Source organism: Pseudodesulfovibrio senegalensis, from assembly GCF_008830225.1.
GTDB classification, from domain to species: Bacteria; Desulfobacterota; Desulfovibrionia; order Desulfovibrionales; family Desulfovibrionaceae; genus Pseudodesulfovibrio; species Pseudodesulfovibrio senegalensis.
This window is the reverse complement of sequence record NZ_WAIE01000005.1, coordinates 111,529-125,566: the sequence shown is the minus strand read 5'-3', so window position 1 is coordinate 125,566 and position 14,038 is coordinate 111,529. Positions and strand designations below refer to the sequence as shown.

Genomic DNA, 14,038 nt, shown 5'->3' with positions numbered 1-14,038 from the left:
ATGAGGGAATCAGCCGTGTTCGTGTGGAATATCCCCTTCGACGTGAACGTGCATGTGGGTATGTGGTTTGAGTTGGCCCGGACGTATGGTTCCCTTGCGCATGGCCAGGATGGCGTCCGTGGTGTGGGAGAGGAAATCCGCATCGTGGGAAACAACGAGCCGGGGGATATTCAGGTCGTTGATAATGTGCATGAGTCTGTGCCGTGATTCCGGCGACAGCCCGGTAGTTGGTTCATCCAGAATGAGAACTTTCGGACGCATGGCCAGTATGGTGGCGAGGGCCACGAGTTTTTTTTCTCCGCCGGAAAGCCGGTATGGAACACGCTGTTCATAGCCGTGCAGCCCTATGCTTTGCAGGGTGGCCGTTGCCCGTTCAAGGGCCTCATTTCGAGAAAGACCCTGATTCAGGGGGCCGAAGGCTACATCGTCCAGAACCGTGGGGCTGAAGAGTTGGTCGTCCGAGTTTTGGAACAGGAATCCTATCTTGAGACGGGCCTCGCGAAGCTCCTGTGCCGTTTTTGGTTCCGAACCGAAAAGTTTGACCGTTCCCCGGGTAGGCTTGAGCAATCCCATGAGCACATGCAGAAATGTTGTCTTGCCGGCGCCGTTTGGCCCCATCAGGCCCAGACGGTCCTCGGCGGTCAGGGAAAAATCGACCCCTTGAAGGACCGGTGGTTCTTCCGGGTAGGCATAGTGCAGGCCGTGCATGCTGATGAGTGGGTCTTTAATCATATTATTCCCCTGAGATGCAGGTCGAGAGCGGTCAGTGACGCGCCGAGCAGGACACAAGTAAGGGCAAAGAGTGTGTCGGCTGCCGTTATCCGGTGGTGGGACAGTGTGTACAGCCTGCCTGAAAATCCGCGGCAGAGCATGGCGTTGTTTACTCGTTCGGCGCGGTCCCAGCTGCGGACCAGAAGCATACCTACCAGCCACGCATAGCTTCTGTAGGTGTGTGTGTTGGTACCGGGTCGGAATCCCCGAGCCTGCATGGCCCGGATCATGGTTTCGTATTCCTGCCGGATCACGAAGATGTATCGGTAGGTGAACAGCAGCAGGTGGCACAGTTTTGCCGGGATTCCCAGTGACTGCATGGCCGGCCCCATGTCGCGCATGGGGATTGTGCCGACGAGTGCCATGAGGGTGATGACCGCAGCGTTGGACTTGAACGTCAGCAGCAACGCCAGCCGTACCCCTTGTTGCGTTGCCGTGAGCGGGCCCACAGCAAACACGGCATCTCCAGGAGTGGAAAATGGCAGGAATACCCAGAGAAATGCTATGAACAGATTGACCACAATCAGTCTGCGGAACACATGGATGGGGTCCAGAAGGGCGAGCAGCGTCAGTACGCAGGCCAGCACGAGCGCACACCAGACCGTCAATTGCGTGTTGACCAGCGCAATGGGGACAGTCAGCAGGGCAGCGCAGATGATCCGAATCCGGGGATCCGTGCGGTGAATGATGGAATTGCCTGAGGCAAACGGCTCGGACAGGGAATTCATGCCGACTGTTGTGCCAATCCCACTTCAGGAGCTATTTCCGTGATGGCGTTGATGGCCAGTTGCAGGAAGTCGCCCAGCTCCATGTCCAGCTTCGAACATTCACGGATGGTGTCTCGGTTGACGCTGGCGGCAAAGGCCTTGTCCTTCATTTTCTTTTTCAGACTTTTGGGCTTCATGCCTTCCATTTTCGTGGGGCGCACCAGCGCGGCCGTGTGCACGAGTCCGGTGATGGTCTCGCCGCAGCGCAGGGCATAATCCATGCGTGTTTGCGGGGTGTCCGATCCGTTCATTTCAAAGGCGTGGCGCCGGATGGCGTTCAGGGCCTCTTCGGGCAGCCTCCCTTCGAGTAGTTTTTCGGTGTCCAGCCCGTGGCGAACCACGTTTTCCTTGGTGGTCCCGTAGTCGAGATCATGCAGCAGGCCGGTTATGCCCCACAGCTCCTTGTCTTCATTCAAATGACCGGCAAGGGCGCGCATGACCGCTTCCGATTCAAGTGCGTGATTGATCTGGGCCGGGTCGTTGTTGTGCGTTTTCAACAATCCGAAAGCTTCATTTCTGTCCATGGTCAACAGTCTCCATCAATTCTTTTGCTGGCGTTTTTTGCGTTGGCGGAAACGGTATCAGCATGCCCGCCATGATACAAGTACACATGTCCTGCCGGGGCAATGTATGCGCGTTGCCCGTGATCGCGGTTGTTTCATCTTGCATAAACGGGATGCTGACGGTATCCACCGCCAAGGCAGGGACGTTCTGCCTGTGGTAATTCGCGTCATTGAAAATTTGTAATAACAACAACCGGGAGCTGGCATTGAACAAGGTTGCCGTAATCGGCGGAGGTTTGGCCGGGTGCGAATGCGCATGGAGTCTTGCAAACCGGGGCGTTTCGGTCACGCTCTTCGAGATGAAGCCCCATGTTTATTCCGAGGCACACAGCGAAGAGGGGCTTGCCGAGCTTATTTGTTCCAATTCGTTTCGTTCCAATGAGCCGGAAACCGGTATCGGGCTGTTGAAACAGGAAATGCAGACGTTGGGCAGTCTTGTCATGGAGGCGGCTTTGGCCACGCAGGTTCCTGCGGGCAAGGCGCTGGCCGTGGATAGAAATATGTTTTCCGCACATGTGACTGAAGCTGTGGTCCGCCATGAGAATATAGCGCTGGTCCGTCGTGAAGTGGCTTCCTTGGACGATTCTGAATTGCAGGATTTTGACGCGGTGGTGGTGGCGGCCGGCCCACTGGCCAGCAGCTCGCTTGCCGAGGATCTGATCGCTGTCGTAGGCGGTGACAGCCTGTATTTTTATGACGCCATTGCGCCCATTGTGAGCCGGGATTCCATCAATCTGGATGTGGCTTTTTGGGGAAGCCGCTACCGTCCTGAGGATGATGATTACCTGAATTGTCCGATGGATGAAGGGCAGTACAAGGCGTTTGTTAAAGCGTTACTTGAAGGTGAAAAGGTCGTTCCCCGGGAGTTTGAAAAGGAAATTCATTTTGAAGGTTGTCTGCCCGTGGAGGCCATGGCCGAACGGGGCGAAAAGACTCTGGCGTTCGGGCCCCTCAAGCCTGTCGGGCTGGAAGACCCGAAGACCGGGGAAAGATACCATGCCGTGGTGCAACTGCGTGCGGAAAATCGTGACAAGACGGCCTTCAACCTCGTGGGGTTTCAGACCAAGCTCAAGTATCCCGAGCAAAAACGGATTTTTCGCATGATTCCGGGGTTGGAAAACGCCGAATTTCTGCGTTTGGGGTCTATTCATCGCAATACATACGTCAATGCGCCCAAGGTGCTTGAGAATATGGAAATCAAGGCCCGGCCCGGTGTATTCATGGCCGGTCAGATCACCGGGGTAGAGGGATATCTGGAATCCGCTGCCAGCGGTCAGTGGCTCGGCATCATGCTGGCTGCGCGGTTGCAGGGTGGATCCGTCGAGGAGCCGCCGCAGGAAACGGCCCTTGGCGCGTTGTTGGGCCATCTGCGCTCCGAGGCCAAGAAGTATCAGCCGTCCAACGTGAATTTCGGACTCATGCCCGGCCTGCAGAAGAGAATGCCCAAGAAAATGCGCAAGGGCGCGTATGCGCAAAGGGCGCAGGAATCCTTTGCCGCGTGGCTGGAGCGCACAGGCATGGATTCGCGATAACGTCGCTTGCCAACGGGCCGTGTTTTTCGCACCATGCGTGTGAACGAAACAATTATGGGAGCCAGCATGAAAAAACGCAACCAGGGGCTGCAGACAAAAGCCTTGCATGCGGGGCACACGCCGGATTCGGATACCGGGTCACGGGCGGTGCCTATTCACATGACCACCAGCTACGTGTTCAAAGATACCGAACACGCTGCAGACCTTTTTGCGCTCAAGGAGCCGGGGTTTATCTATACCCGGCTCATGAATCCCACTACGGACGTTTTGGAAAAACGGCTTGCGTCAATGCATGGCGGAGCCGGCGCGCTGGCCGTTGCTTCGGGCATGTCCGCGGTATTTTATGCGGTGGCATCCATTGCCTCAGCCGGTCAGAATATCGTGACCGGATCCAATTTGTACGATGGCTCCAGCACCCTGTTTCGTCAGACCCTTTCCCGTTTCGGTATCGAGGTCCGTTTTGTGGAATCCTCGTCTGCGGACAACTTCAGGGCTGCCATGGACCAGAACACCCGTCTTGTGTATTCCGAGGCCATCGGCAATCCCCGGTGCAATGTGGACGATCTGCCAGCCATTGCGGCCGTGGCGCATGATCACGGCGTGCCGTTCATGCTCGATTGCACGTCTGCGCCGCCGCCCATTGGCGACCCCTTCGGGTTCGGTGCCGACATTGCCGTGTATTCGCTGACCAAGATTGCCGGAGGCCACGGCACGGCCATGGGCGGGGCCATCGTGGAAAAGGGAGATTTCGACTGGCTGGGAAACGGGCGGTTTCCTGAAATTTGCGCCCCGGACCCGGCCTACAACGGCATGAGTTTCTGGGAGGCTTTGGATTGTGGCCAAGGCAAGGCGCGTCCCGTGTTCTGCAGCAAGGTCCGTGCGGGCATGCTGCGCGACACCGGGGCGACCATTTCCCCCATGAATAGCTTTCTGATCATGCAGGGTTTGGAAACTTTGCCCATGCGGGCCGAAAGGCATTGCTCCAATGCCCAATCCGTTGCCGAGTTTTTGGCTGACCATCCGAAAGTGGACTGGGTCAACTATGCCGGGCTTGCGGATCATCCGGATAATGAACGCGCCCGTAAGCTGTTTCCGCTTGGACCGGGAGCCGTGTTCGGCTTTGGCGTCACCGGGGGGCTTGCGGCTGGCAGGAGGTTTATTGAAAATGTCGAGTTGTGTTCGCACCTCGCCAATATCCTCGATGCTCGGACCTTGGTCATTCATCCGGCCAGCACCACGCATTCCCAATCCTCGCCGGACAAACAGCGGGATGCAGGCGTGACCCCGGACATGGTGCGTATTTCCGTTGGCCTTGAAGACGTGCACGATATCATCGCCGATCTGGATCAGGCCCTGAGCAAAACGTAATCTTCGTTTGTATGATGATTGTAAAAAGCCTCTCATTGCGAGAGGCTTTTTTTTGCTGTTGGACAACAACTTTTGTTATTTGTTAGCTGTTTAAAATTGGTTTATTGATGGTCTTATCGTAAGAGCAATGTGTTTATCGGTTTCATTGGATGATTAATCTGTTGTTTTCAGAGGCGCTTTGTGTGGTTTCATTTGGTGATTGTGCTGATGCTGTGTTGGACATGCTGTTCGTGTGCGCTTTCCGATTCGGTTGATCTTTTCCCCGGGCCGGCAACGCCTGTTTGTACCATGAATGTTTTTTTGGAACATGGACAGGCTGATCAGGCTGTTGTTGTTTATCGCAATAACATGGCGTGGTTTCGACAGCATGCCCAAGATCCGGAAGTCTGCGCGGCTGTGAAGTGTCTGGGCGTTGCGCAGTATGCCCGTCATGCGCATGATGTTGATGATGCGCTTCGATCATTGCGTTCCTGTTCCCGGCCTGCCGAAGTGGTCGCGTGGACCGAAACGCGTGAATCCTTGCAGTCGGCGCGATCGCTTCATGCGGATCTGGTGGCTTTGCCGCCGTTTGCGGATCCGCAGTATCGCCCCGCTCAGCTTGTAGATTTGCGGCTTGCTGTTGGTGCTGTGGAGCAACAATACAAGAATAAATCTCTCTGCCTGTTCATGCGGCATGCGTTTGATGAAACAGCTTCGTTTTTTGTTAGATATCCGTTGAACATTTCCCCGGAAGAATTTTTTGCGACCTATCATGAAAGCGTCATTGAATGGATCAATGGGTTGTGCCTCAAGGACGTTTTGCGGATGCAGAAGCAGTATGGGCAATGGTTGCCGAAGGTGTGCAGAAGCAGGCTGGCCGCGAGAGTGTTTGCGCTGGATCATGATCCGACCATGTGTCCCGGATTGCAGGGGTGGATGCATTCGTTTGGATTGGTCCGCGATATGGGGCTTGCCGACAGCATTGTCCCGGAATTGAGGGTTGCTTTTGTGCACGCAACGAGTCCGGTCGCTTTTGCGCGAAAAATGATCGCCTTTCCGGTTGCCGTGCGCAAAGACATGAACGTGATTTCCGTTGTTGCCGACGACGAGCGGCCATATGCGGATGCGGGGGTGCGGGATGCGGACGTGGTGGTTGCCGTTGCCGTGCTTTTGTCCCGGTGTGGACGGTTCGTGGAGAATTGCGAAGGACGTGAATATGTGAACGGCATGCAGGTTCGAACCATGACGTCCGATGACTTCGGTGCGGCCCGGAAAAAGGTGTTGGGGGATTGGGAGGCCGGGAGCACGGGGGATGGCGGCATCGAAGGATACCACCTGCTGGAAAGGGCCGAGGATTGGTTTTTCGGGGAGGACACGAAAGAAGCAGCAGACGAAAAGGGCGATAAAGGTGTCTGGTTTCGGGTTTGCGACGTGGAGTGCGACAAGACCGCCACGGTGCAGTATTGTGTTTATGACCGGGCAAGTCATAGAATATTTACTGATTATGCGGATATACGGAGTCTTTCCGGTTTTCAGGTGGCCTGCAAAAAGAAGGTGCAGGCCGCGTCCGACTTTTTGGTTTTGCCCCATGGCACTGTTGATCAAAAGACCGTGGTGGATTTTGAAACGGAGCCTGTGGAAATGCCTTTATCCATGCTTTTTGCCGATGCGGTGGCCGACATGACTAAGTGGCGTCATGCGGACCTGACGGACATGGAACGGGTCATGAACGCGTCAATGCCCGTAACCGTTGAACCGGAGCAATATGACGTTCTCCTTCCTGCGGACAAGCGTTTTGCCTCGATTATTCAAGTAGAGGCGGGGCGTCGCAAGGGGAGCGGATTTTATATCGACGAGAACCTTGTGCTTACCTCCCTTCGGGTTGTTTCCGGTCGGGAAATGGCTGCGGTCTGGTTGCGGGACGGAAGCAAGGTTCAGGGTACTGTCGTGGCTCGGGATGCTCGCGCCGGCCTGGCTCTTGTGCGGGTGCAGCGCCGCGGTGTTCCGGTTCGTCTGCGTCAGGGACAATCGCTTCCGGCCGGGGAGCGTGTCATGGCCTGTGGATATGCACGCAAGGGGGGCCCCACGGCGTTGCCCGGTGTGATCGGGGCTGTGCGCAAGTATTGCGTGGGCGAACAGGGCGCAGGGGCGGCCCGCGTGGTGCAGACGGATTGTCCGTTCAAGGCTGAAGCTATCGGCGGACCTTTATTTTTGGGCAATGAGGTGATCGGGATCACCTGCAATGCACAATCGGACGCGGAAAATGGGTTGAGTCTTGCGGTTCATTATTCCGAGATTATTGATTTCATTCGGCATGCGGGCTTTGATTATGTCACGGGAGGGGAGTGATGCGGCGGTTGTTGTTTGTGATTGCAATGTTTTTGCTTGTGTCCGGCTGCGTGAAGCCGCGCTACGGTATGGTGGCTGATACTGAAACAGATCTTATGTATGGTTCCTGTGTATCCAATGACTTCATTGTCGACCCGTCGTTGTTTGGCAACAAGCAGCTCAAAGTGCGCATACGCAATACTTCCGGTGATGAGGCGTTTGATCTGAGCTGTTTCCGGGACGTCTTGGAACAGGCGTATTCCGATTCCGGGTACACGTTGGCGCACAATGGGGATTTTGGTGTGTATCTCGACATCAACGTGAAGTATTCCGGCCAGATTCAGGACAACTACGCCGAGGAAGGGCGGCGTATCGGTGGCGTTTCCGGAGCATTGGCCGGTGCGTACCCGGGGTTCGAGGCAGGCAAGAACGGGGATATGCTCATGGGTGGGGCCGTCGGTGCAGTGGTGGGGGCAACTCTTGGAGCTGTTGCCGGAGCTTTTGTTACAGACGATACCTATATCATCGTGGCGGACATCGCCTTGGGAACGACCACGCCCAAGGTACGGGATGACGCCACAACACTGCTTTTTGGTGTTGACCGCAGAAAAAAACGGACCAGAAATAATTTTCGCAGTTTTCGTAGCCTGAAAAAGGTTCGCCTGCACGTTTATGCCGGCGGGAGAATGGTCGGGCAGCGACAGATAGCGGATGGAGTACGCAAGCGGTTCGTAAGTATTTTGAAGGATATCATATGAACAGGGGCGTTCGGGCCCGCCCCTGTTTCTTCGGTCGATTTAAAAAATGATCTTATCTGGAGGCCGTCGCTCCGGAACCACCTGTTTTTCTATTTTCCCTTCGTTCCATTCCTTGGACACATACAAACCGCAGAAGCATGCGCCATATTCCTTGACGTCTTCCTCGCGGTATACGCAGGGACAGAGAATATCCTTGTCGTTTTCATAGTCGCCGTTGGCAAGGCGGCAGGGACAGGCCATATAGCCGAAACGTTTCTTGTTTTCCAGCAGGCTTTCCATGAGCGCCATGGTCATTTCCATGTCGTCATTGAAATAGTATCCCTTGGATTCCTGAAATTTTTTCAGCTGTTCATATAATTGTTTCGCGTCCATATTTCTTACCCCAGAGCTTTGTCTATCTTGTCCTTGTTGAATCCCACCACCACGTCGTCGCCGATGACGATTGTGGGAAACGACACTGCCGGGTTATGCTTTTTGACGGCTTCAATGGTTTGTTTGCGTTCGTCCCCTTCAAGTTTGTCCACGAAGACGCAATTGTATTCGACGCCGCATTCATCAAGGTATTTTTTGGCGTTTTTGCAGTGGATGCAGGTGCTCAAGGCATAGATGCTGATATCTTTGCTCATGGGGTAGCTCCTTTGTGGTTTGGTCGGCTGTTCAATTCAGTGTTTTGTAATTCAAAAGACACTTTTTTGAAAACCCTAATTCCATGCAAAATTATGTTCCAGTCGGTGCAGGATGAGTGAGCACATGAAAGTGAGTATGAAATACATGCACAAAACCGTAATCCATATTTCAAACGTCCGATACGTGGTGGTCATCAGTTGCAGTCCCTGAAACGTGAGTTCCTGAATGGATATGACCGCCACGATGGCAGAGTCCTTGATGGTGGAAATGAATTGTCCGGCAAGGGCGGGAATCATGCGCTGCAGGGCTTGGGGAAGAATCACGTGACGCAGCTGCTGATTGCGGTTGAATCCGAGGGAACAGGACGCTTCCCATTGTCCCTGTTCAATGGATTCAATTCCGGCGCGGACGATTTCGGTGATGTATGCTCCTTCGAAGAGCCCTATGGTGATGATGGCCGAAAGGATTTGCGGCAACTGGTCTGTTGGGCCGAAAAGCAGGGCAAACAAGGGATGGTCGTCCGCGGCCAGGCCATATGCGAAGGTGTTGACCGAGAATGCATTCATGATCTGGTCGCCGATGAAGAAGTAGAAGACGAAAACGATGACCAGCGGGGGAGTGTTGCGGACAAGGCCTACGTAGGTTCCGGCAATGAGCCGCCAGTATAGGTGTTTGCTGATCCTGAGTAGGCCGAAGATGATGCCGAACGACAGGGCAAGCACGCTTCCCCATAGGCTGAGTCTGAGTGTCATGAATAGCCCGAGAAGAAGCGTGCCTGCGTGCCATGTTCCTGTTGTTGAGTCGTGACGCAGTATGAACTGGGGGATGACACCCCAGTTCCAGTGGTATTCCAGCTTTACTGCGGCCTGATACAGCAGGAATCCGCAGAAGGCCGTCAGGACCATGAGGATCAATGCGTCAAGGGGCGAAAACCCGTTTTGACGCAGATGTATTCGCGTTTTTCTCAAAACAGCAGATTCCGTCTATTGGATCTGGGATTCCCATTCGTGGGTGTTGAACCAATAGTCGTACCTGTTCTGGAGCCATCCCGAAGCAAAGTTTACACGAATCCAATTGTTCAGGAAGTTCAGGAAATCCGTATCGCTTTTGCGGATGGCAAAGCCGATGGGTTCCTTGGTGAAGTCTTCCGCCAGGGCCAGGTAGAGTTTGCCGGAATATTCCTTGGCAAGGTTTTTGGGCAGGGGATTGGAAGCCACAAGGGCATGGACCCGTCCGTTCAGGAGTTCCTGAATGGTTTGCGATTCTTCGCTGAACACCTTCAGCGTGGCCTTGGGAAGAAAGTTTTTTGCGGCCACATGTGCCGTGGTGCCGAGTCGGACAGCCACGCTTACTTCCGGCTTGTTGAAATCATCCAGCGAATTGAATCCGGCCGCCTTCTTGTTGCTGGCCACGATGTTCATGCCGGAAAATTCATAGGGAATGGTGAAGTTCACTTTGAGGTTTCGTTTCGGAGTAATGCCCATGCCGCCGATGATGATGTCGAATTTTCCTGTTTGCAGGGCAGGGATGATGCCGGCCCATTGAGTGGGAACCAGTTGCAGCTTGACGTCGATATCTTCGGCCAGCTTGCGGGCCACGTCGATTTCAAAGCCGATGAATTTCCCTTGTTTGTCTTTCATTGCCCACGGTTTGAATGTGTCGAATCCAACACGGATGGAACCGCGTTTCAGGACCGTTTCCAGAGAGCTTTCCTGCGCGAGGTTCTGGCGTACCTCGCTGGATTCAGCGAGTGAGATGTGGGAAACCCCCAGGATGACGACAAGGGCGACAAGGCCTGTTGTGAGCGTTCTCCAGATTGTCATGCTTTTCTCCTTTGTTAGTTTGGAGTGTCTGTTTGCAAGTGTTTTTTGAGAAAGTTGACCGCCTGTGAAAGGGTCAGTGTAACAGCCAGATATATGGCCGCAACCGTGAACCAGATTTCAAAAGTAAGAAAGGTTTCCGCAACGATGGCCTGCCCCTGCATGGTCAGGTCGAAAATGGCGATGGTACTTACAAGGGCGGAATCTTTAACCAGCGATATGGCCTGACTCGTCAAAGGCGGCAGGACGCGGCGGATGGCCTGGGGCAGGATGATGTGCCTGTACATGGGCCATGGGGACATGCCCAGGCTTTTCGCTGCTTCGAATTGACCTTTATCCAGCGACGTTATGCCTGCGCGCAGTATTTCGGATACGTATGCCCCTTCAAAAAGGCTCAAGGCCCACACCGCGGCCCAGAATGAGGATATGTCCACAAGGGGGGCTATGACAAAATAGATGAAAAAGAGCTGGATCAGCAGCGGGGAATTGCGCACGAGTTCCATATATATGCGGGCAACAAGCCGCGCAGCCTTTGATTTGCTCATACGGCTCAAGGCTGTTAGCAGACCGACGGCAAAGGCCAGCAGCAGGCTGGCCCCGGTGATTTTGAACGTGACCCACAATCCCTGAAGCAGCAGGCCGGGCCTGAAGCCATCCTGCAGGGTAAACAGGTATTTGGGGATTTGATACCATTGCCAGTTGTAGCCGAGTTTTTGCGATCCCTCAGCCAGAAACCATGCCAAGGCGAGCATTGTCATTGTGTAGGCGGCAACATGCCCAAGGGAACCAAGTCCCTTGCGCGATTTGGTGTATGCGAGCGTGCAACCGTCACCGGCCATGTGTAGGTCTCCAAAAAAAAAGTGAGCCTTGATTCGATCAAGACTCACGGTAGCACATGACGGCTGAAAAAAAAGGATAAATGTTAAATCCGTTCCGGTTGTCGTTTATTCAGTATCGAATCAGCCTTGATGGGATTCAATGAGGTGGAGGATGTTGGCACTGACTTCCTCGGGAGTCCCTGAGGCGTCGGCCACCCTGATCCGTTTACGGTTTAGCGCTGCCCATGTGAGGTATCCTTCGCGAATGCGGGAGTGAAATGAAGTGTTTTCCTGTTCGAAGCGGCCTTCCGCTTGTGTCTTGCCTTCACGCATGTTGCGGGTCATGGCCCGTTTCAGCCCAACTTCAACGTCGAGGTCCAGCAGAATGGTCAGGTCGGGCCACAGACCGTCCACGGCAACCTCGTTGAGCGAGTGCAGCATTTTGGGGTCCAATCCTCGGCCGTATCCCTGATAGACCACGGTGGAGTCGGCAAAGCGGTCCGAGATGACCACGTTCCCGGCCTCCAGTTGTGGGCGTATGACCTGAGCTACATGCTGTGCCCGGTCGGCAAGGTAGAGAAAAAGCTCGGTAATGGGCGTAATGTCGTTGTTGTCCACGTGCAACAGCATTTTTCGAAGTTCGGTTCCCACCCGGCTTCCACCCGGTTCCAGCGTCAGGAAAACCTCGCGTCCCTGGGCTTCGAAATATTCTTTGACCCTGGTTATCTGGGTCGTTTTGCCGGTGCCTTCTATGCCTTCAAAGGTAATAAACATTGATTCTCCGTTTTGTTCCGGTTTTTGCGAGTCGCATCCGGCGTGGGGGTGGGTCTGAAAATGTTTCTGTCCATGAATCGCAGGAACGGGGACCACGTGGCCCCGGTTTGATCCATGTCTTCGTAGGCTGCCTCGATCATGTTCATTTTTGCGTCGAGGTTATCCGCATGGTGCAGGACAAAGGCCTCCGGGGTTTTGGGGCGAACCGGGGAGCCGAATTCGTGTTCACCATGGTGGCTTGTTATGAGGTGGTTGAGATGCAGCTTGAGTCCCGGATCAAGGTCTTTGGCCTTGGCCAGAAACGGCTGTAGTTTTTCCTGGCCGATCTGGATGTGTCCGAGCAGGCGACCTTCGTCTGTGTAGTCGTTGGCAAGCCCGCCGGAAAGTTCCCATGCCTTGCCCAGATCGTGAAAAATAGCTCCGGCCAATAGGGTCTGGCGATCAAGTTCCGGGTAGTTGTTACAGATGGACATGCAGGTTTTTGCCACGGAAAGGGTGTGTTCCAACAGGCCGCCCACATATGCGTGGTGCACGGTCTTGGCCCCGGGCGCCGTAAGCAGCCGTTCGCGGACTGTTTCATTGCGCAGCACTTTGCGGCAGAGCTTTTTCCACGGCTTGTGGGCCATGGTTTCCGTGATCATGTCCTCGAGAGCCTCCAGCATGTCTTCAGGCGGTATTTTGCTGGCCGGGAGGAAGTCCGCGAGGTTGATGCCGTTGTTGTCGAGAATGAACTCCAAGTGCTCGACCTTGAGTTGCAGGGAGTCGCGGTAGCTTTCCACCACGGCATGTACGCGGGCAATCGTGCCCGCTTCAAGCGACGGGTATTCGTTGCTTTTCGGGCTCCATATCTTGCCGTTCACCGTTCCCGTGCAATCCTTGAAGGAAACATTCCAGTATGGGCCGTTTCTGGATTGTCCCATGTTGGCCGAAGAGAGAATGAACAGGTCGTTGACCATTGTGCCGGGAGTCAACTCGCGGATATATTGTGTTTTTTGTGTCACGTTGCTTGATCTTGTCCGAATGTTGGATTATCTCGCCCATTATCTGTTATACATCGTGGCCGAAGCGGTAAGGCAAACGACCTGCCGTTTACGGTTTATGAACCTGATTTCACACGTATTGTCAAATCCGAGGGCAGGGAAACCATGAGAATATTGCTGACCAATGACGACGGCATTCAGGCCGTGGGCCTGCGCGCCCTGTATCGCGCACTCGTTGCGGCCGGGCATTCCGTGCATGTTTTCGCCCCGGTCACAGAGCAGTCGGCCGTGGGGCATGCCGTAACTTTGTTCATGCCCATTAAGGTCCGGGAATTTCGCGAGAACGGTTTCGTTGGGCAGGGGGTCTATGGAACCCCGGTGGATTGCGTCAAATTCGGTCTTTCCGCCATGCAGGGCAACGAACCTGATCTTGTGCTTTCCGGGATCAACAGCGGGGCCAACGTAGGGGTGGATATCCTCTATTCGGGTACGGTTTCCGCGGCCACCGAGGGTGCGCTCATGAATATTCCGTCCATGGCCGTGTCGCTGGACAACTTCAATCCTGCGGATTTGGATGGACAGGCTCGTTATTGTGTGGATATCATCCCGCGCATTCCGTGGGACCGTCTGCCCGAAAAATGCGTCCTGAATTTGAATTTTCCGGATTGTCCCGTGGAAGAAGCCCGCGAACTGCAGCTTTGTGCGCATACGCGTGCCTGCTATACGGATTGGTATGACGAGCGAGTCGACCCACGGGGTAGGAAATATTACTGGCTCAAGGGCGAGATTCCTCCGGGCAAGATCAGCCCGGACAGGGACAGGGCGCTCCTGACAGACATGCATATCACCCTGACGCCGTTGCGGTTCGATTTTACAGATCGCGAAACCATGTCGCTGCTGCAGGGTAGTGGGTTGTCCTGATTGGCAGGAGCCGCCCGGGAAATACTTGCCTC

Annotated in this window: 16 protein-coding genes; 5 read left to right on the top strand and 11 right to left on the bottom strand. The window is 54.6% G+C overall.

Features of this window, described 5'->3' with window-relative positions; all coding sequences use genetic code 11:
* Positions 1 to 9: 9 nt before the first annotated feature.
* Genes F8A88_RS12080 through F8A88_RS12065 form a run of 4 tightly spaced genes read right to left on the bottom strand, consistent with a single transcriptional unit; the run spans position 10 to position 2,315 of the window.
* Positions 10 to 732, bottom strand: coding sequence for an energy-coupling factor ABC transporter ATP-binding protein (locus F8A88_RS12080; RefSeq protein ID WP_151151418.1), 723 nt, complete (start codon positions 730 to 732; stop codon positions 10 to 12).
* Positions 729 to 1,499, bottom strand: coding sequence for a cobalt ECF transporter T component CbiQ (gene cbiQ / locus F8A88_RS12075; RefSeq protein ID WP_151151417.1), 771 nt, complete (start codon positions 1,497 to 1,499; stop codon positions 729 to 731). The genes F8A88_RS12080 and cbiQ overlap by 4 nt, the downstream gene beginning before the upstream one ends.
* Positions 1,496 to 2,062, bottom strand: coding sequence for an HD domain-containing protein (locus F8A88_RS12070; protein ID WP_151151416.1), 567 nt, complete (start codon positions 2,060 to 2,062; stop codon positions 1,496 to 1,498). Before F8A88_RS12070 ends, cbiQ begins: the two co-directional genes overlap by 4 nt.
* Complete coding sequence (locus tag F8A88_RS12065) at positions 2,049 to 2,315, bottom strand: hypothetical protein (RefSeq protein ID WP_151151415.1); 267 nt, start codon at positions 2,313 to 2,315, stop codon at positions 2,049 to 2,051. Before F8A88_RS12065 ends, F8A88_RS12070 begins: the two co-directional genes overlap by 14 nt.
* Between F8A88_RS12065 and trmFO the strand changes: the two genes are divergently transcribed.
* From trmFO to traT, 4 genes are all read left to right on the top strand, one after another.
* Positions 2,308 to 3,633, top strand: coding sequence for a methylenetetrahydrofolate--tRNA-(uracil(54)-C(5))-methyltransferase (FADH(2)-oxidizing) TrmFO (gene trmFO, locus F8A88_RS12060; RefSeq protein WP_151151414.1), 1,326 nt, complete (start codon positions 2,308 to 2,310; stop codon positions 3,631 to 3,633). The two genes, F8A88_RS12065 and trmFO, sit on opposite strands and share 8 nt — an antisense overlap.
* A gap of 66 nt (positions 3,634 to 3,699) precedes the next feature.
* Entirely contained in the window at positions 3,700 to 5,001 is a 1,302-nt protein-coding gene (locus tag F8A88_RS12055) for an O-acetylhomoserine aminocarboxypropyltransferase/cysteine synthase family protein (RefSeq protein WP_151151413.1), read from the top strand.
* Positions 5,002 to 5,349: 348 nt separating this feature from the next.
* Positions 5,350 to 7,329 (top strand): S1 family peptidase, encoded by a 1,980-nt coding sequence (locus F8A88_RS12050; protein WP_161598412.1) that lies wholly within the window; start codon positions 5,350 to 5,352, stop codon positions 7,327 to 7,329.
* A gap of 26 nt (positions 7,330 to 7,355) precedes the next feature.
* Positions 7,356 to 8,066: a complement resistance protein TraT gene (traT, locus tag F8A88_RS12045; RefSeq protein ID WP_161598411.1), complete on the top strand. Its 711-nt coding sequence runs from the start codon at positions 7,356 to 7,358 to the stop codon at positions 8,064 to 8,066.
* 39 nt (positions 8,067 to 8,105) lie between these two features.
* Here the strand turns inward: traT and F8A88_RS12040 are convergent, their stop codons facing one another.
* The 7 genes from F8A88_RS12040 to F8A88_RS12010 form a co-directional block, all read right to left on the bottom strand.
* The gene (locus tag F8A88_RS12040) at positions 8,106 to 8,438 is read right to left on the bottom strand and encodes a ferredoxin-thioredoxin reductase catalytic domain-containing protein (RefSeq protein WP_151151410.1); all 333 of its coding nucleotides are present in this window, start codon (positions 8,436 to 8,438) and stop codon (positions 8,106 to 8,108) included.
* Positions 8,439 to 8,443: 5 nt separating this feature from the next.
* Positions 8,444 to 8,692 carry a glutaredoxin family protein gene (locus tag F8A88_RS12035; protein ID WP_151151409.1) on the bottom strand — a complete coding sequence of 83 codons (249 nt, stop codon included), beginning with the start codon at positions 8,690 to 8,692 and terminating at the stop codon, positions 8,444 to 8,446.
* A gap of 75 nt (positions 8,693 to 8,767) precedes the next feature.
* The gene (locus F8A88_RS12030; protein ID WP_151151408.1) at positions 8,768 to 9,598 is read right to left on the bottom strand and encodes an amino acid ABC transporter permease; all 831 of its coding nucleotides are present in this window, start codon (positions 9,596 to 9,598) and stop codon (positions 8,768 to 8,770) included.
* A gap of 78 nt (positions 9,599 to 9,676) precedes the next feature.
* Positions 9,677 to 10,516: a transporter substrate-binding domain-containing protein gene (locus F8A88_RS12025; RefSeq protein ID WP_151151407.1), complete on the bottom strand. Its 840-nt coding sequence runs from the start codon at positions 10,514 to 10,516 to the stop codon at positions 9,677 to 9,679.
* Between the two features lie 14 nt (positions 10,517 to 10,530).
* Positions 10,531 to 11,352, bottom strand: coding sequence for an amino acid ABC transporter permease (locus F8A88_RS12020; protein WP_151151406.1), 822 nt, complete (start codon positions 11,350 to 11,352; stop codon positions 10,531 to 10,533).
* A gap of 120 nt (positions 11,353 to 11,472) precedes the next feature.
* Positions 11,473 to 12,105 carry a dTMP kinase gene (gene tmk / locus F8A88_RS12015; protein WP_151151405.1) on the bottom strand — a complete coding sequence of 211 codons (633 nt, stop codon included), beginning with the start codon at positions 12,103 to 12,105 and terminating at the stop codon, positions 11,473 to 11,475.
* Positions 12,081 to 13,106, bottom strand: coding sequence for a 3'-5' exoribonuclease YhaM family protein (locus F8A88_RS12010; protein ID WP_241667443.1), 1,026 nt, complete (start codon positions 13,104 to 13,106; stop codon positions 12,081 to 12,083). Before F8A88_RS12010 ends, tmk begins: the two co-directional genes overlap by 25 nt.
* Positions 13,107 to 13,250: 144 nt before the next feature.
* On the opposite strand from F8A88_RS12010, the gene surE reads away from it, so the two are divergent.
* A complete protein-coding gene (surE, locus tag F8A88_RS12005) occupies positions 13,251 to 14,006 on the top strand; it encodes a 5'/3'-nucleotidase SurE (RefSeq protein WP_151151404.1) in 756 nt (251 codons plus the stop codon).
* Positions 14,007 to 14,038 lie beyond the last annotated feature (32 nt).